The 16461-nt window shown below is 71.6% G+C and carries 18 protein-coding genes and 1 pseudogene; 10 read left to right on the forward strand and 9 right to left on the reverse strand.

Annotated features, from left to right (window positions below; genetic code table 11):
- Positions 1 to 306 precede the first annotated feature (306 nt).
- Together ACF059_RS13205 and ACF059_RS13210 are read left to right on the forward strand one after the other, a co-directional pair.
- A pseudogene (locus ACF059_RS13205) lies at positions 307 to 471 on the forward strand (stage II sporulation protein E); the annotation flags it as partial.
- Positions 472 to 604: 133 nt separating this feature from the next.
- On the forward strand, positions 605 to 757 hold the full coding sequence (locus tag ACF059_RS13210) for a hypothetical protein (RefSeq protein WP_392055520.1): 153 nt from the start codon (positions 605 to 607) through the stop codon (positions 755 to 757).
- Positions 758 to 829: 72 nt separating this feature from the next.
- Here the strand turns inward: ACF059_RS13210 and ACF059_RS13215 are convergent, their stop codons facing one another.
- On the reverse strand, positions 830 to 1528 hold the full coding sequence (locus ACF059_RS13215; RefSeq protein WP_392055523.1) for an Hsp20/alpha crystallin family protein: 699 nt from the start codon (positions 1526 to 1528) through the stop codon (positions 830 to 832).
- Positions 1529 to 1832: 304 nt separating this feature from the next.
- Between ACF059_RS13215 and ACF059_RS13220 the strand changes: the two genes are divergently transcribed.
- A complete protein-coding gene (locus ACF059_RS13220) occupies positions 1833 to 2204 on the forward strand; it encodes a hypothetical protein (protein ID WP_392055527.1) in 372 nt (123 codons plus the stop codon).
- A 5-nt stretch (positions 2205 to 2209) separates the two neighbouring features.
- Here ACF059_RS13220 and ACF059_RS13225 read toward each other — a convergent pair whose 3' ends face one another.
- The gene (locus ACF059_RS13225; protein WP_392055530.1) at positions 2210 to 2662 is read right to left on the reverse strand and encodes an STAS domain-containing protein; all 453 of its coding nucleotides are present in this window, start codon (positions 2660 to 2662) and stop codon (positions 2210 to 2212) included.
- A gap of 298 nt (positions 2663 to 2960) precedes the next feature.
- Here ACF059_RS13225 and ACF059_RS13230 point away from each other — a divergent pair, with 298 nt between their 5' ends.
- Positions 2961 to 3209, forward strand: a complete 249-nt coding sequence (locus ACF059_RS13230) for a hypothetical protein (protein WP_392055532.1) — start codon at positions 2961 to 2963, stop codon at positions 3207 to 3209.
- 352 nt (positions 3210 to 3561) lie between these two features.
- Here ACF059_RS13230 and ACF059_RS13235 read toward each other — a convergent pair whose 3' ends face one another.
- The 3 genes from ACF059_RS13235 to ACF059_RS13245 form a co-directional block, all read right to left on the reverse strand.
- The gene (locus ACF059_RS13235; RefSeq protein WP_392055535.1) at positions 3562 to 3924 is read right to left on the reverse strand and encodes a DUF5335 family protein; all 363 of its coding nucleotides are present in this window, start codon (positions 3922 to 3924) and stop codon (positions 3562 to 3564) included.
- Between the two features lie 124 nt (positions 3925 to 4048).
- Positions 4049 to 5074: an NAD(P)H-dependent flavin oxidoreductase gene (locus ACF059_RS13240; RefSeq protein ID WP_392055538.1), complete on the reverse strand. Its 1026-nt coding sequence runs from the start codon at positions 5072 to 5074 to the stop codon at positions 4049 to 4051.
- 143 nt (positions 5075 to 5217) lie between these two features.
- On the reverse strand, positions 5218 to 5535 hold the full coding sequence (locus tag ACF059_RS13245) for a hypothetical protein (protein ID WP_392055541.1): 318 nt from the start codon (positions 5533 to 5535) through the stop codon (positions 5218 to 5220).
- A gap of 166 nt (positions 5536 to 5701) precedes the next feature.
- On the opposite strand from ACF059_RS13245, the gene ACF059_RS13250 reads away from it, so the two are divergent.
- Positions 5702 to 6235: a VOC family protein gene (locus ACF059_RS13250; RefSeq protein ID WP_392055543.1), complete on the forward strand. Its 534-nt coding sequence runs from the start codon at positions 5702 to 5704 to the stop codon at positions 6233 to 6235.
- 134 nt (positions 6236 to 6369) lie between these two features.
- Here the strand turns inward: ACF059_RS13250 and ACF059_RS13255 are convergent, their stop codons facing one another.
- Positions 6370 to 8055, reverse strand: a complete 1686-nt coding sequence (locus tag ACF059_RS13255; protein ID WP_392055546.1) for an RICIN domain-containing protein — start codon at positions 8053 to 8055, stop codon at positions 6370 to 6372.
- 324 nt (positions 8056 to 8379) lie between these two features.
- On the opposite strand from ACF059_RS13255, the gene ACF059_RS13260 reads away from it, so the two are divergent.
- The 3 genes from ACF059_RS13260 to ACF059_RS13270 all read left to right on the forward strand — a co-directional run bounded on the left by ACF059_RS13260 (position 8380) and on the right by ACF059_RS13270 (position 10697).
- Complete coding sequence (locus ACF059_RS13260; RefSeq protein ID WP_392055549.1) at positions 8380 to 8775, forward strand: hypothetical protein; 396 nt, start codon at positions 8380 to 8382, stop codon at positions 8773 to 8775.
- A gap of 93 nt (positions 8776 to 8868) precedes the next feature.
- The gene (locus ACF059_RS13265; RefSeq protein ID WP_392055552.1) at positions 8869 to 9189 is read left to right on the forward strand and encodes a DUF6087 family protein; all 321 of its coding nucleotides are present in this window, start codon (positions 8869 to 8871) and stop codon (positions 9187 to 9189) included.
- A 107-nt stretch (positions 9190 to 9296) separates the two neighbouring features.
- Entirely contained in the window at positions 9297 to 10697 is a 1401-nt protein-coding gene (locus tag ACF059_RS13270) for a PQQ-binding-like beta-propeller repeat protein (RefSeq protein WP_392055555.1), read from the forward strand.
- A 108-nt stretch (positions 10698 to 10805) separates the two neighbouring features.
- Here ACF059_RS13270 and ACF059_RS13275 read toward each other — a convergent pair whose 3' ends face one another.
- From ACF059_RS13275 to ACF059_RS13285, 3 genes are all read right to left on the reverse strand, one after another.
- Positions 10806 to 11777: a hypothetical protein gene (locus ACF059_RS13275; RefSeq protein ID WP_392055558.1), complete on the reverse strand. Its 972-nt coding sequence runs from the start codon at positions 11775 to 11777 to the stop codon at positions 10806 to 10808.
- Between the two features lie 6 nt (positions 11778 to 11783).
- Positions 11784 to 12953, reverse strand: coding sequence for an alpha/beta hydrolase (locus ACF059_RS13280; protein WP_392055561.1), 1170 nt, complete (start codon positions 12951 to 12953; stop codon positions 11784 to 11786).
- A gap of 178 nt (positions 12954 to 13131) precedes the next feature.
- Positions 13132 to 15573 carry a helix-turn-helix domain-containing protein gene (locus ACF059_RS13285; RefSeq protein ID WP_392055564.1) on the reverse strand — a complete coding sequence of 814 codons (2442 nt, stop codon included), beginning with the start codon at positions 15571 to 15573 and terminating at the stop codon, positions 13132 to 13134.
- Between the two features lie 151 nt (positions 15574 to 15724).
- Here ACF059_RS13285 and ACF059_RS13290 point away from each other — a divergent pair, with 151 nt between their 5' ends.
- Positions 15725 to 15952, forward strand: coding sequence for a hypothetical protein (locus tag ACF059_RS13290; RefSeq protein WP_392055566.1), 228 nt, complete (start codon positions 15725 to 15727; stop codon positions 15950 to 15952).
- A gap of 165 nt (positions 15953 to 16117) precedes the next feature.
- Complete coding sequence (locus ACF059_RS13295; RefSeq protein WP_392055569.1) at positions 16118 to 16453, forward strand: hypothetical protein; 336 nt, start codon at positions 16118 to 16120, stop codon at positions 16451 to 16453.
- The last annotated feature ends 8 nt before the right edge of the window (positions 16454 to 16461 follow it).

Here is a 16461-nt window from a genome sequence, read left to right on the forward strand (position 1 = left end):
GCGCTGTAGGGGGAGTCCTGTGGGGCGAGGCTTCGCACGGCACCGCTGAGTCCTGCCGGTGGCGCGCGGTGCTGACCCGCAGGCTGGTCGAGGAGAAGGGCCACCGTCCCAATGACAGCCTGTACCCCACCGCCGGGTCGGGTTTTGCGACCTCGATGTCTACTCCCTAAGGGCGCGTACCTCCTGCCTGCCCCGGCAGCCTGGGGCCGCCTCCACCGGGTCTTGTCCATCGCCGCGGCGACTGGCGCCGCGAAGCGCTCGACCACCCGGCGATCAGGGTGGTGTACTGGCCCGGGCAAGCGCGGTGGCATCACCGAGGCCCGATACCGGGCGGGCCGCGCATTCGGACTCGACCACTTCGTCGAATTCGTCCTCCGTCAACAGGCCGACGCCTTGCCCGTCCCGGAAACGCTGCGACGCCTCGTCCGAACCGTCCTCAGGCACCACGACGGTCGGCTCGGCGACGACGCGCTCCCTGATCCCTGATGCGGTGCCCCCGGCGGCGATATTTGCCGGTTGTCCGTCTATCGGACGGGCATTGCGTCGTGTCCTTGGGGCGCCCAGACTGGGCGGATCGCCACCCGACAGAACAGCAGGTACCGGCATGGATCAACACATACACGTCCGCGTGAAGGACGGCATGAACGTGTCTGCTGTCGGGGAACTGGTCGAGACCTACCGCTGCAAGTGCGGCAGTACCTGGACGAAGACTTACCAGGTCGAGGGCCGCGAGCCGGACGCGCTGCCGGGCGCCTGAGGGTTCCTGACCGCGGATTCCTCCGCGATCCGCCAGGCCCTCTGCGCCCGGTTTTCTCGCGCGGCGGTTTCCTTACGCCATGTCCCCCGTAAGACCCAGACCCGTCGAACCCTGTTCTCCTTCAGTGGTGCGGGTTCCCGACGGGCGGCCGGGCTCCTGGAATCCCTGGGTGCCCCGCATGCTCTGAGGGGTCTCGGTCGCCGTGTGCATGCCTTGAGCGCTCTCGCTTCCCTGGGCCTGCCGGCTTCCCTGGGCTCCCTGGCTCTCCTGGGATGCCTGCATTCCCTGCGTTCCCTCGATGCTCTTGGAGCCCTTGCTCTTGAGCTCGATCTTGTGCCGCCTGCCTTCGGACGCCTTCGGAACACGAACCGTGAGCAGTCCCTCGGTGAGGTCAGCGTCGCACTCGTCGGCGTTGACCGTGCCCGGCAGGCTGGTGCGGTAGGAGAACTTGCCGGTCCTGCGGGAGAGGACCTTGCCCCGGTGCTCCTCGGAGACCTCGCCGCTGATACTCAGTTCGTTGTCGTCTACTTCGATGTTCACGTTCTCGCCGGGTACGCCGGGCAGCTCCATCCGCACGACGTACGCGTCGTCCGTCTCTTCTTCCTCGGCCATCGGCAGCCACTGGCCGCCGCCGACGGTGGCTGCCGGGGCAGCCGCCTGTTCCAGCAGCCGGCCCATCTCACCCCACATGTTCTCGAAATCCCGGAACGGGTCCCACGACGGCCGCAGCCGCTCGGAAAGACCGCCTCCGCGCCGGATGGGCAGCGCCATTGTCGACACCTCCATGTCATGCGACCGGGAGGTCGAACGAGAAGCCGCCACCAGGACCGCTTCCTGCTCCCGGTATTCGGCCCCTGTCCGCACTGTCGTCGGCTAAACCGGGGCCACCGGAGCAATCGGTTGCCGGTTCCGACGGCCGCTGGAACCCTTGGGTGGTGGCAGCGCGTACGGGGCCTGGAGGGAGCCGGAGCAGGACAGCCCGGGTAGGTGCGCTGCTCCGGCAAGGTGACAACGCCGTCTGCCCGTCCGGGGTCACGGCCGTGGCCGGAAGAGCCCCGGCGAAAGGAGTCCCCCCATGGCACGGATAGTGGTGCGGGGCGCCGAGATCGTCGTGTGCCTGTCGTGGTGGGAGAAGGTCCTCACGCGCTCCCGCGAGGTGCGGGTCCCCCTCTCCGCGCTGCGCCGTGTGTACGTTCAGCCCGACTGGTGGCGTGCGCTGCGGGGCACCTGCGGCAGGGGAACCTGGATACCGGCGCGGCGATGTACCGGCGTGCGGCACGTCGGACAGCTGAAGGACTTCGTGGTCGTCCGTCCCGGCGGGCCGGTCCTGTGCGTCGAGCTCGGCGCTTCGGCTCCCTTCAGCCGCCTGGCCGTCTCGGACCCCGATCCCCACGAGGCGCTGAGCGCCCTGGAACCCCACCTCCCGGACAGTCTCCTTTCGGGCTGATGCGGCTACCGCAGGGGCAGTGGGGGCAGTGGGGGCAGCGGGGGCAGCGGGGGAGTCTTCGCGCGGTCGGCCGCCGTCCGCTGGTGCTCGGTCCGTTGCTGGATCATGCGGCGGAAACCGACGAGGGCGCTGTGCCGGACGGCGTACGGTCCGTCGCCGTCTGCGGGGAGACCGGCGACGCGGCTCATGAGGCGTTGCGGCTGTGGCTGCCACCCCACCACCAGGACGCGCAGGCCGCCGAGCTCCAGGCGCCGGTGCAGGTCGAGGAGGAGCAACAGGCCGGCCGAGTCCATGAACGGCACCCCGTGCACGTCGATCAAGGCGACGGTCGTCCCCGTCGGCACGGCGTGGGGCACACGGCGGAGGGACGGTTCGGCGGCCGCGTCCAGGTCCCCGATGGCGGCGACCATGACCGTGTGTGCGGTGTGCTGGATCGCCGTCTCGAAGGCGGTCTTCATGGTGGTGTCCTCCGGCTGCCAGTTGCCCTGCGCCGGGCCGTGCGTCTGGCGGGGTCATCCTGCCGGTGCGGGAGGCGGCCTCAAGACGAGGCGCGCCACGGAGGAGACGGACCTGTCGCCTGGAGGGCAGCAGCTCAGGGCGCCATTCGGGTGCCGGAGGGGCGAGCTGCCCGGCAAACCTGCCGAAGGTCGATTTCCCTCTGTTGGCCTACGTCCGTTGGCCTCATTGGAGCAGGGGCGCTCTCATGGTCAGGGACGGCCGGTTGATCCGGCCGCCACGGCAGAAAGGGAACGGCCCATGTACGAAATGCGCGCCGAGTTCACCCCCGAACGATCGGAAACGCTGTGGCACGTCCTCGCCAAGCGGCAGACCACGACCACGCTCTGCGGCTACGTGCTGCCGCAGGCGTCGACGGTCACCGCGCTCATCTCGGAAGGAACAGCGGAACGCTACTGCGCCCGCTGCATGGCCGCCTTCCGCAGCACGGTTGGGCAGGGCGCCGATCCTGCGGCTGAGGCCGGAAGGGAGTCGGCGGCGGCGGTCTGACCGCGGCTCATCGTGCGGATCCCCAGGGCGGCGAGCACGTCCCACCCCCTCCAGATCACCAGCCGGTGAGCCTGGGCCCGGTACCCCGGGACGCGGAGGCGGCTCGGTCGGCCCGGTGACCGCGCTCAGGCCTCGAATGTGATCAGGTGTTCTGCGCCCGTCTGGTGCAGGCCCTGCGGACCTGCTTGCCGGCCCCGCGGACGTGCACGACGTCCGACGAGGACGTCATCGGCAGGGGCCTGACGAGCGCGAACGCGCACACCGCGGCGCCCCTCGACGGCGACGATGCGGACGTGCTGCCTCTCGGACCGGCCTTGCTCATGAGCGGCCATGGCGATCTCCAGCCACGGGATCAGGACTGCGTGCCGGGCGCGGCCGGGAAGAAGGTGATCAAGGTGGCCGTGTCCTCCTGGTCCAGGACCTGGACGGCCGCCTCGGGGACGCCGACCGTCGCGACGTCGATCGCCTTGGGCCGCCGCACCATGTGCCGCAGCGACACGGGGTAGCGCGAGGACTGCCCGCCCACGGCGACGATCACCACGTCGTCCTTCGGGTCATAGCTGAGATACGAGAAGGGCAGCCGCTCCGCCTCGTACTGGTGCCCCATCTCCGGGTCCAGCACTTCGATGGTGACGAGCTCCCCGGCATGGGATTCGGTTACCTCATCGAGCGCTGTCGTCCAGCGGCTTCGATCGAGCAAGGACGTGGCGGCCATGGCGACGGGCCTCCTTCCGCGCTGCCCGCATGTGATCCGGAAGTCCCTCGGAACCCGGCTCCCTCCCTCCTCTTCATCATCTCCCGCCACAGAAGTTGTATGCCTGCGGCCGCCTCGGGGAGAGTCATGGCGCCGGGGCGATGGCGCGGGTCGCTGTCGCCAGTGCCGCCTCGGCTTCCCGCAGCGTCCGGCGGACGACCTCGCCTGCGGGCAGGATGTCGTGCACGAGGGCGGTCGACTGGCCGGTGAAGGGGAGGTACTCCTCGCCGCCGCCGGCAAGGATCGCGGCCATGACGCGGGGGACGGTCTGCGCGGGGTCGACCTGTTCGGGGTGCTCGCGCAGGGCGTCGACCAGGGGGGTACGAAGGCAGCGCGGCACGCCGGCGCTGCCGGGGAGGTTGAACGGCGGCAGGATCCGCTCGCTGCCCACGGCCTTGACCGCGTCCGAGGCGGCGGACTCCACGATGCGGCTCTTCCACGCCTGCGACACGCTCATCTCCTCCGACGCGAGGAAGCGGGTCCCCATCAGTACGCCCTGCGCGCCCAGGGCCAGCGCCGCGGCCAGGCCACGGCCGTCGGCGATCCCGCCGGCCGCGAGGACGGGTACCTCGCCGGCCATGTCGACGACGTCGGGGACCATCACCATCGTGGAGACCTCCCCGCCCTGTCCGCCGGCTTCGCCGCCCTGGGCGACGATCACGTCGGCTCCGGCGCGCAGGGCCTCTTCGGCCTGACCGCGGCTGGAGACCTGCTGGATCCAGAGGATGCCGGCGTCGTGGGCGCGGGCGATCAGGCCGGGCGGCACCGCCAGGTGGAAGGAGATCGCTGCCGGCCGCTCCTCGATCGTGGCCTGGAAGGCCTCCTCGTCGAGGGGGCGGCTGGTGTGGTTGATCGCGAACGGCCGGTCCGTCAGGCGCCGCAGCCGGGCCCACTGCTCCCGCAGTTCCGGAAGGGGCCGTACCGCGGTGCCGAGGCTGCCGAGCCCACCGGCCCGGCACACCGCGGCCGCGAGGTCGACCTCGTCCCAGGGGCCGAAGGCCGCGCAGACGATCGGGGCGTCGACACCGAGCAGGCGGCATACGGGGGTGGTCAGCATCAGTACCTCCAGCGGGCTCGCGATCGTCCTGCGGCGCGCGCGGTTATGGCACATGCTCCTCGGTTCCATCATTCCCTACGCCGCCGCCCCGGGCCTCGTGAAGGAGCCCGGACCCGGTTCTGGGAGGGCGGCGGCCAAGGCCGCTGTGAGGTCTCCCATGACCTGACGGCAGAGGGGGCAAGCCCGAAGTCTGCTGCTCAGCCCAGGTCTTCGCCGGCCAGCCGCAGCGCCAGTTCCTGGAGGATCCCCTCGGTCTGCGGCTCGGCGCCCGTCTCGTCGTAGGCGTCCGCGACCGCCTCGAAGGCGGTGATGAACCCGCTGACCAGGGCGCTCAGCGGCTCGGACAGCTGACTCAGCACGGCGAAGCCGACCTCCTCGGGGCCCGCTCCGGCCGGAACCGTGAACTGGTCCGGGATGACCTCGCCCAGCAGATCCGAGACGAGGCCCTCGTCGACGTCGGCGCGCAGAGCCGTCAGGGCGGCAATGGCCTTGAGCTTGATCTCGTTCTCGGTCATGTTCCGAGGATGCCTTGGAGGTGGCGCAGGAGAGTGGAAATGGGTGCCCGGGTTCCGGAGATTGTGCGGTCCAGGGGCGAAGACTCACGGAGGCCGGAATCTGTCCTAGATGGTCTCTACTGTCCTCACGTCACGTCATCACGACATCACGCAGACCACCGGAAGGATGAGACCGATGAGTCACACCGCGCCCGAGGGCTACACCAGCGTTGCGCCGTGGGTGGTCACCGACGATACGGGGGCACTGCTGGACTTCCTCACCGCCGCGTTCGGCGGTGAGGAGATCGCACGGGTGGCGGTCGAGGACGGCACCATCGGCCACGGCGAGCTCCGCATCGGCGACACGGTCGTGCTGGCTTTCGACCGACGGCCCGACTGGCCGGTCATGCCCTCGCTTCTGCGGGTCTACGTCCCGGACGCGGACGCCGCCATGACGGCTGCTGTCGCCCATGGGGCACGGGTGATCACTGAGATCGCCGACAGCGCTTGGGGGGACCGTGGCGGCCGAGTGCAGGACCCGTTCGGCAACATCTGGTGGGTCATGAGTCGCGTGGAGAACGTCCCACCGGACCTCGCCTGGAAGCGCATGTCCGAGCCGAAGTACGCCGACGCGATGCGCACCGCGCAGGAAACCCTGGACGCCACGCTCAGCGGCCGGGGAACGGGTGTGGCCAGCGCCCCGCAGCGCCCGACCGGCTGAGCGAGCTCGCGGCGACCCCCAGCAGGCGAAGGCCGTAGGGCCCCGTAGCGACGTACGGGGCCCTACGGTCAGTGAACTGAGTGGTCATCGTGTGGAGAGGGGCCGCCGTGGCGCCGCGGCCGAACGGAGTCGGCTCAGAGGCTGCACACGACCATGCCGGCGGTTGCTCCCCCCAGCATGCCGAGGACGCCGCCGGGGATGGCGCCGACGCCTGTCAGGCCGCCCCCCAAGGCTCCGACGATCGCTGTGCCCAACGCCATCTTGCCCACGCAGGCGTCCCACTCGGCGGCCTTCTTCAGCTTCTCCTCGTACGCCTTCTTCTCGGCGTCGGAGCACCGGTGACCCTCGGCCCGGGCACAGGCGTCACCGACGTCATCCATGGCGTCCATGGCATCCATGGCCTGCGTGAGCCGCAGGGTCTTCTGGGCGGTGCGCGCCCCGGCCTTGAGCGACTGGTCGGGGACGGACCCCGGGCCTACGGTGACCGAGGAGGGGTACTCGGTCCCCTCCACGGTCTCACCGGGGGCGCCTTCGATGGTCTGCGTCAGGGTGTCCCCCTGGATGGTCAGCTTGTAGGCGCGCGTGACGCCCTTGGTGTCGGTCACGGTGCCGGGCCGCATCCGCATGATGGAGTTGCCCTGACCGTCGGACAGGTCGGCGCCGTCCGCGGTGGACGTCAGACGCGTGCCGGCGGGCAGGTCGAGCTTCGTGCGGGTGGTGGTCGCGAACGTCTGGGTGGGGAGCGCCTGCGCCGGGCTGGTGTCGCCGACGGGGGCCGTCAGGCCGGTGTGGGCGACGTACATCGTGGAGCCCGCCGTCGAGTTCACGACGGGCACGGTCACCGTCGCCTCGGTGGTCCAGGGCTGGTTGTCGGTGTTGAAGGTCCAGGTGCCGGTGACCTTCTTGGCGACGGCGGCGAAGTCGACCCACCCGTAGTTCTTGGCGGGGACGGTGACGATGACGCCGTTCACGGTGGTGGAGTCGGAGGTGTAGGTGACGCCTGCGGTCAGCTGGGCGGACACCATGGCCTGCACGGGAACGGAGACGCCGAAGGAGGTGCCGACGGAGGAGGAGAAGGACTGCGTCCAGCCGGAGTGGTAGATGGTCGTGAAGACCTGGCTGACCTTGTCGGAGGTGTCGTTGAACCAGACCGACGAGGCCTTCACGCGGGGCAGGGCCTCAGGAGGCCCCTCGGACCGCTGGGTCCACGAGCAGGTGGAGGTCCGCCTCGCGCAGAGGTCCGCGTAGTAGTCGAGGGCGAGGCTCCTGGCTTCGGCCGCCTTGGACGCGGGAATCGTCCACTGCTGGCTCGCGCTGCCGTTGCAGACGTTGGGCTGGGCCAGGATGCCCCACAGGTGCAGGCCGCCCCGGTTGTCCATGCAGTACTCGGTGCCGGTGCTGTCGTCGCGGCGGGTGATCCCGAAGGTGTTCGGCTTGCCGTCGACGGGGCGGAAATGCCACTGCTGGCCGTCTTGGCCGCAGGACTTCTGGGTGGCGGGTTGTGTGGCGTAGATGCACTTTCCCGAGGCGGTGCTGGCGATGTTGAACTGGCCCGGCGCGCTGAGTTTGATCAGGCGCCATTCCTTGTAATTGGTGCCGTCGGGGGTGACGGATATCTGATTACCGTCGCTGTTTCCCGTGGCGTTGAGCGTGCCGTCCGTATTGGTGAACGTGTACGGGTCGGACGTGGCGGCTTCGGCCGTCGCGGCGCCGGCCGTGGCCGCACCGGCCGGCGCGGCGGCGAGGACGGGCGATAAGAGGCCCAGTGCCAGGGCTGGTGCGATGAGGAACCTCGCGGTCGTCCTCAGGGGTCGATACATGATCGCTTCCTCGCTGTGTCGGTGTCGTTCAGCGGGCCCTGGACGCGGTGAGCCGTCCGGGCGGACACCTGGAAGTTAGGGCGCCCCGGGATTCCCGGACCAGGCCAGGCGACCGGCCATCCCTGGCCGGTCACCCCAAGAACCCCCGGTCAGGGGCCGCGAGCGTCTCGGGGCGGGTCTCCAAGGCGGGGGGTCCTGCTTGGGGTTCGTCGAGCGGCGGGTAACGTCCGTGGCGGTTGGCCTTGAGCCGGGGGTGCCCGGTGGGCCAGGGGCAACGGCTTTGATCGTCGAGTCTGCTGTTGTGGAACCGAAGGGTTGTGGCGGATGAGGGTTCTGTTCTTTCCCGATGAAGGCTTGGACGTCTCGGGCAGTGCGGCGGAACTCGTCGCCCTGGCCCTTGCCCTCGCCGCGGGGAAGGGCAGCGTGGCAACCACCGCCTCGGCTGAACCGAGCTTCGGCGGTACGGAACTGGCTTCGGTCGAGGTGGTGAGCACCAGTGGACCGGGTGTCCACATCGGAGTGGAGCTGGAGCGCGGCGCTCTGCGCATCGAGGGTGACCGGCCGGGTTTGACGGCTCTCGCCGAGGAACTTCAGTCGATCGCGGAGATGGACGACGGCGGACACCAGCACATCGAGTACTTCCCGGATCACTATTACCTTGCCGCTGGGTCACTGGCCATGGTCGTAAAAAGTCCTCACGGCGGCATGCCGACTCGATGAACGACTCGATCTCTTAGTCGCCTACCGTCGGTGCAAGGGCGCGGCGTGCTGTCCGGCTTCGGTAAGGTGCTGCCCCCTCACGGAGGTACGACCATGACCGAAGAACCCCTCGAACGCTGGGCCGCCCGCCGCCAGGGGCGGCTGCGCAAGCCGGGCGAGCTGAAGGCCGTCACCCTGGGCACGGGCCCGCAGCGCGCCGCCCACGTCGACCCCGACGCCCCGCGCCTGATCTTGGAGTGGGACGGTTTCGCCTGGCAGCCGGTCATGCCCGTGGACGACTACGCGGCGGCCCGCCGGGTGCTCAACCCGCCGCCGGGAAACGAGGCCGCCGGCCAGGACGAGGTGACCGGCCGCGTCAGGGGACCCAACCCCCTGGCCCCCGGTACGGGACGCCACCGCAAGCCCGGGCCCTGAGGCAGGACCTCAACGCTGCCGCTGCCGGACCCGCCCGAAACCCCGGCAGGGGTCGGCGCGCGGGTGGGCCGGATCGTGGCTAGGCTTCGGGCCGGGGGGTATAGATCATGAACGCGTCACCGTCGCTCGTGAAGCGGCTCCGGGACCATGTACGGCTCGCCGCGGCCTGTGCGTTCAGCGCCGTCGCGGTGATGTACGCCGTCCTGTGCCTGAAGTTGAGCTTCGTGGACATGTCGCCCAACGTCGTGTGCGGTTCCGGCGGTTGCCCGCGCGGGCTGGGATGGCTGGTGCTGTGGACGATGGTCGCCGGGCTCGCCGCGGGCGGCCTGTGGTGGTCGGCCGTGCAGGGGCGCGGGTACCGCTCCGCCGTCGGCTGGGTCGCGGCGGTCGCCGTCGCGCTCGTCGCGCTGTGGCCGGGCTGGCTCGGTTTCTCGTGGCTGAGGGGCCCGCACATGGACCTCTTCTCGTACCAGGTACCGGACGGCCCGGGCGCGGACAGGCCGATCGGCTCCTGGCAGGGGACCCCGGCGACGGGATTCGTGATCCGGGGCCGCGCGGACGCCGTGACCGGTTACAACGGCGAGGGCCGCCGCGGCTGGAGGTTCCCCGCCCCGCCCGGCGGCGCGGTGTGCGCGATGAGCAGCGGCGCCCCCTCCGGCACCGGCCTGCTCACCGTGACCACCGCGGAGAGCACCTGCGGCAACCGGCTGATGGCGGTGGACGTCACGTCCGGCGAGCAGCGCTGGACCAAGGACATCCCGAAACTCGTGGGCCGGCCGTCCGCGAGCGGCTCCCTGGCCGTGACGGCGACCGCGGACGCCGTGCTCGCCCACGACCTGGTCACCGGTGCCGAGTCGTGGCGCTCCCCGCTGCCCGCGGGCGCCGTCGCGTCGGAGGTCGTCGCCGGCCCCGACCGGGTCCTGCTCCTGGCCCGGACCGACCAGGGCGTCGAGCTGTTCGCGCTCGACGCCCGCAGTGGCGCCCTCGCCTGGCGGTTCCCGATGCCGGTCGGGCCCGAGCCCCCGCGCATCGTGTCGGCCTCCCCGGCCGCCGCCGTCGGCGACGGGCGCCTGCTGGTCTTCGACGGGTCCGGCCGCCAGAGCGCGCGGTCGGAGGGGGCGTACCTCCCGACCAAGGACGTCACCGAGTGGCTGGTCGTCGGCGAGGTGCTGTACGCGCCGGTCTGGGAGAGGGAGAAGCGGGAGGTCCTGGCGGCCTTCTCCCTGAAGGACGGCCGCCGCCTGTGGACCCGTGCCTTCGACCACGACTGGCGGGTCCGCACTCTGGCCGCCGACCGGAGCGGCCGGATCGCCGTGGTCACGGAGGGCGCGTACGTCCACCTCTGGCACCTCGACCCGGGCACCGGGCAGCCGCGTGGCGAGTCGACGGTCCTACGGGGCCTGCGGCTGGGCACGTCGTTCGCCCTCTACGGCAGGACCTTCGTCAACCTCGACGACGACGGCCGCCTCCCGCCGATCCTCGACGTGGCGCCGACGGTCGGCTGGTGAGCCAGGCCGGGCTGAAGCGGGCCGGGCTGAAGCGGGCCCGGCTGAAGCGGGCCCGGCCGAAGGGGCCCCGGCCGGTCACCTGGGGCCGGGCCCCCTTCGCCCCGTGGGTCAGGCCTTCCTGCGCGCCGTCTTGTAGAGCTCGGCGGCCAGCGCGGCGACCTCCTCCTGCGAGGCGCCCTTTCCGCCGGTCATCGACTGCGTCAACTCGAAGACGTTGACACCCGCGAGAGTGGAGTGGTCGGACCAGGCGCAGACCGGGAACTGGAACTCCGCAGCACCGTCCTTCGGCGCGCCGGCCTCCTTGTCACGGGTGACCTTCACGTCCTGGCACTTCATGAGCGCGCCCTCGAAACCGGCGGGCTTGACGGCCAGGGGGCTTCCGATGCGCTCCATCGTGAGCCCCCGCGCCTTCCCGTCGCCCTTGAAGCCCTTCTTGGTGACGTGGGCGAAGTAGTGGTCGAGCGCCGTGGCGGGGTCGGCGATGTCGCCGTAGAGGCCGTCGAAGCTCAGCCGCCTGCCGCCCATCTGCGCGGGGTCGGTGCCCGGCGCGTTGTACCGGCCGGACACCGCACGGGCGTTGTTCACGCCGGCGTCCGCGGCCTCCTTCTTCTGCTCGGCGTTCAACTCGGCCGGCGCGCTGCCCGTACCCGTCTTCTTGTACGCGTCGACCGACTCCGGCGCGACGAGCTGGTAGCCCTTGCTGTCCGCGCTGACCTCGCTGTCGTCCGCCCCGTCGCTGCCGCCCGCGCGCAGGAGGTACGCGCCGCCCGCGATCACCGCGAGGCCGGCGAACACCGCGGCGACGATCAGGCCGGTCTTCCTCCTCGGGGCCGGCCGCGGGGGCGGGAAGTCGCCCGGGAAGTCACCGGGGAGGCGACCCGGTGCGCCGCCGTACGGGCCCTGGCCGAACGGGTGGGGCTGCTGGGGCGGGCCCCAGCCCTGCCGGCCGTACGGCGGGCCGGAGGGCTCGGGCGGCGGCCCGAAGACTCCGGGCGCGTGGTGGGGCGGCTGCTGGCCGTACGGGCCGGGCTCGTGCCGGGGCGGCTGCTGGTCGTACGGTTCGGGCTGGTCGTGGCTCATGTGCGCTCAGCCCGCCGCGGCGAAGGCGGCTTCGAGGCGCGGGACGTAGTCCGCGAACGCCGGGGCCCAGCAGCCGTAGTGGTGGCCGCCGTCACAGGTCGGGGCCAGCGACGTGCCGTCGCCGTAGTCGACGAGCCGGCTGGGAACGCCCAGCTCGTCCAGGCGGGCCTTGACGGTGTGGGAGGCCTTGGCGGTCTGGGCATCGACGATGTCGTTGTCGCCCGTGTACAGCGTGACGCCGGTTCCGGAGAGCTTGGCGAGGTTGACCGGCGCGGCCGGATCGACCGCCTTCCACACCCGGTCGGCGTCGAAGAACGGGTACGGGGAGCCGAAGATGGCGTCGCTGTCGACGTAGGGGCCGTGGCCCGCGCAGTTACCGGAGCCGGAGCCGGAGCCGGAGCCGGATCCGGACGAGCTGCGCACCGCGCACCACGCGCCCGCGAGGTTCAGCTCGGTGGCCAGGACGGCGCCGCGGACCTCCCACATGCCGAAGTCGACGCCCCCCGACAGGGCGGCCACGTGGCCGAACAGATCGGGCCGGGCCTGGGCGTAGTGCAGGGAGCCGTAGCCGCCCATGGACAGGCCGACGACGGCGCGGTGGGCGCGGTCGGCGCGCGTACGGAGATGGGCGTCGATGAACGGGACGACCTGGGTGAGGTGGAAGGTCTCCCAGTTCGCCTTCCCCTCGGCGGTGTTCTGCATCAGCCAGTCGGCGTACCAGCCCTTCATCCCGCCGTCGGGCACCACGGTGATCATCGAGTCCGAGTGCAGCGCCGGAGCCGCCCCGACGTCGTTCACGTTGCCGCCACCGCCGTGCAGGAAGTACGTGACCGGCCAGCGGCGTTCGGGCTCGGAGTCGTAGGCGGCGGGCAGGAGGATGCGGATCGGGTGCTTCCCCGAGAGCTGCGGGGTGGTGACGGTGAGGGTGAAGTCGGCGGGGCCGTTCACCTGCGTGTCCTCGCGGACCAGGGACAGACCGAAGCCGTCGCTGAAGTCGGGGAGAGCGGCGGAGGCCGAGGGGCCGGTGATCACCGGCGTGGAGGCGGATGCGGCCGGGGTTGTGGCTGTTGCTGCGGCCGGGGCTGCGGCCGGCGTCGCGGCGTGCGCGGCGCCGACGCCCGTCAGGGCGGTGAGCGCGAGTGCCGCGCCCAGTGAGGTGAGGCGCAGGAACGTCATGGGGAAAGTCCTTCGTCGAGGAGGCTCCGGCGCGGTGAGCTGGCGCGAGCCGGACGTCCCGATGGTGATGTCCCGGCCCGCCCGGCCGACAGGCCACGCCACCGGCCATTGGTGACCGGCGGTCGCAGGACCCGCGCCCGCGCCCTTAACCGCGGCGCCCGACGCTCCGTTCCCGCGGTCAGGGCGTGCTGTCCGAAGGGGGCGCGAACGACGCCGGTTCGAAGTCCCGGTGCCGGCTGCGGAACGCGCGTCCGAGGTGGTGCTGGAGCCGGACGTGGCGGAACTGGTACACCGCCCCGGTCTGGCGCAGCACCCCCCGGTCGTAGGCGTCGTCCAGGAACGCGGCGGGGTTCCAGGGAAGCCGCCCGGCCAAGGGCAGCCAGCCGCGCGCCAGTACGATCCAGCGCCCCCACGCCGTGAAGACGAGCACGTAGGAGGCCGCGCCGCCCAGGCCGCTGACCGCGCCGATGAACAGGCTGTCCTGGATACCCCAGTTGAGCGGGCCCAGGAACGATTCCTGGAGCAGCTGGACGATCAGGTACCCGCAGACGGCGATGGCCAGGGTGAAGGCCAGGGCCAGGATGAGGAACTGCCGGCCGGCCGTCGCACGGTTCGAGGACAGCAGACTGATCGGGGTGGCCGCCGCGGTGACGTCCACGCGCACTTCGAGCGTGGCCATGAGCCCGAAGACGAGACCGGCGGCCACGCCGAAGACCAGCCCGAAGACCAGCATGTTGATCAGGGTGCCTTCGACGACGCGCCCGTCGGTGACGGAGGTCCCCGCGGCCAGCGCGCGTCCGAGGGTCAGGGCGAGCCCGCATCCGACGCCCATCACCGTGCCGCCGACGAGGCCTTGCGCGAAGGGGGCGGTGACCGTGCGCAGGGGCCGGCGGCCCAGACCCTCGTGCGGGGCGCGCAGCGTCAGCCGGATGCGGGCCGGTTCCAGAGCCGCTCCGCCGCCGGACCTGTCCGCCATCGCGTAGACGGCCCCGAAGGCGAGGCCGGCGGCGGGGCCCATGAGGCTGCCCTGCAAGAGGAGTTCGCCGAGGGAGAGCGGGGCGAGGAGCAGGCCGACCAGCCAGTCGGCCAAGGTGACGCACACGACGGTGGCCAGCACGAACGCCGTGGTGCGCGCCGGAAGCGACAGCGAATCGCCGAGCTGCCACCACGCGAGGTCCTGGCGCTCGCGGTCGAGGCGCACCAGATGGTGGGCGAGGTGGCCGAGCCACCGCTCGGCCCGGGCGGGGTCCGCGTACGGGGTCCTGGGCCGTCGGCCGGCCGCGTCCCGTTCCGGTGCGCGGCGCCGGTAGACCGCGGGCACGAAACCGGCCAGCAGGTGTTCGTCCAGGCTCTTCACCGTGGGGAAGCGGGTGGTGTCGAGGAGCTCGGCGGGATCCCGGTCGGGGGTCTCGCTGTACAGGGTGCGGGCGAGGATGACCATGAGAGGGGTGGTGAGCACCGCGGCGAGGTGCGCGTGTGCGGGGCTCCGGCCCGTGCGGAGTTCCGTGAGGACCGCGTCCCACGGCGAGCCGGTGCCGGGCGGGGTGTCCGCGTCGGCCGGGACGGTGCGCGTGGTGCGGGGGAGGTAGTCGGCGAGGTCGTCGAGGGTGAGGTCGGTGAGCTCGATGCCCCCCGCCCAGACGAGCGGCGCGTGCGCTGCCCGGACCGCTTCGGCGTACTCGTCGCGCCGGCTGGTGAGGACGAGGGGGGAGGAGGTGGCGTTGAGCGCCTCCAAGGCCTCGCGCCGCAGCCCTTCGGCGATCTCGTCGAACCCGTCCAGGACCGGCAGGATGAGGTCGGCGTCGACTAGTACGGAGGCCAGCGTCGCCCCGCCGGAGCTGCGGCGGGCCAGGTGCGGGTGGTCGCGCAGCAGCCGGCCGATCAGCCAGTCCCGCAGGGCCGTGGTGGTCGGGTCCCAGGAGCCGATGCTGAAGATGACCGGTACGCGGCGGTGGGGGGCGGGGGTGTCCATGAGGTCCAGGACGAGCCTGATGGTGAGGATGGACTTGCCCGAGCCGGCCCGGCCGAGGATCACCAGTCGCCCGGAAGGGATCTTGAGGTAGACCTCGGCCAAGCTCCGCAGGTCCCCGCACAGATCCACCTCACGCGCGGTCTCACCCGGTCCGAGGCGCCGGATGTTCTCCGCCCGGTCGGTCAGCGCGGCGGGCGCCGGCTTCCACCGTACGGGCAGGGGGAACGGGTCGTGGACGCGGCGCTGCGCCTCCTCGCGGCGCCAGCGGCGCCGGACCTCCGTCGCCAGCTCCTGCGCGGCGTCGGCGAGGGCGGGGTGGACGGGCGGCCGGGCGGTGGGCGTGGGTTCGGGTGCGGGCTTCGGTATGGACACACCGTCGCGGTCGCCGGGACCGGGGTCGGCCCCGGCCTCCTCGGGTCCCGTGGGCGAGCTGGTGAGCGCGGCCGCCAGCAGCGGACGGTCCCGGTCCTCCAGGCCGAGCGCGTCCGCGAGCAGGTTCACCGTCCCCATCCGGTGGTTGGTGGAGCCGCCGCTCTCCAGCCGGCGAATGGTGCGCACGCTGACCCCGGACCGCTCGGCCACCTGCTCCTGCGTCAGGTTCGCCTGGTCGCGCAGCTTGCGCAGTAACGTGCCGAGGTCCTCGGTCATCGATCACCCCCCTTGATCGCCCAGTGTGAACGGCGGCGAGCCTACCCGTGGCCGCCGGTCACCAATGGCCGGGTGGTTGACCTGTACAAGAACCTTGGCCGAGAACATCGTGGGGCCCGTGCCCTGATGGACGTCACCGCGAGGAGGCGATGTGGCCAACCGCTTCTGGTGCGGAGAGTGCACCTACAAGACGCCCTGGGTCGATCGTTCCGAGGGGCTGCGCCGGCAGGTGGAGCACTACGCCCGCAAGCACCCCGGAGTGTGTCCGGCCGGTCAGATCGAGACCCGGCGGCGCGGCCCGGGCGCGCACAAGGGGTGTCTGCTCCTCACGGCGGGCGCCCTCGTCCTGCTCACCTTGGTGGCCACGTGGCGCCCTTGAGGGCCTGCGGCCCCGTCATCTTCAGGAGGTCGGTTCATGTCACACCACCCCGTTCCCGCGCGCCGTGGCGCTCGTTCCGGTCCCCGTGCGCGGCGTCGCCCCGCCACCGCCACGGCGGCGGGGAGTCTCGGCATCGCGTGCGGGCTGGTAGTGGGGTGCGCCGGAGTGGCCGGAATGCTGTGGGGCCTGAGCTCCTTCGGTGAGGTGGGGTGGCTGGTCTTCCTCTGTGCCTTCGTCATCCCGTTCGGCGTCGCCCTGGTGCGCAACGGAGCAAGACTGCTGTCGGGTGAGCCGGAGGCGGGCCCCCGACTGAGCCAGCTGCTGGTGGTGCCGGGCAGCCTGTCCTGCATCGCGATCGGTTCCATGGTGGTTCAAGCGGACCTGGCCACCAGCCAGGCGCAGAACCAACTGACCGGCTTCGTCGTAGCCTTCGTCCTCTCGGGCGCGGGGCTCATCCTGACGGAGGCACGCGCCACGAAGGCGTACCTCGGCTCGTTCTGACGCCCCCT

This window comes from Streptomyces sp. NPDC016562 (assembly GCF_043076955.1).
GTDB lineage: Bacteria > Actinomycetota > Actinomycetes > Streptomycetales > Streptomycetaceae > Streptomyces.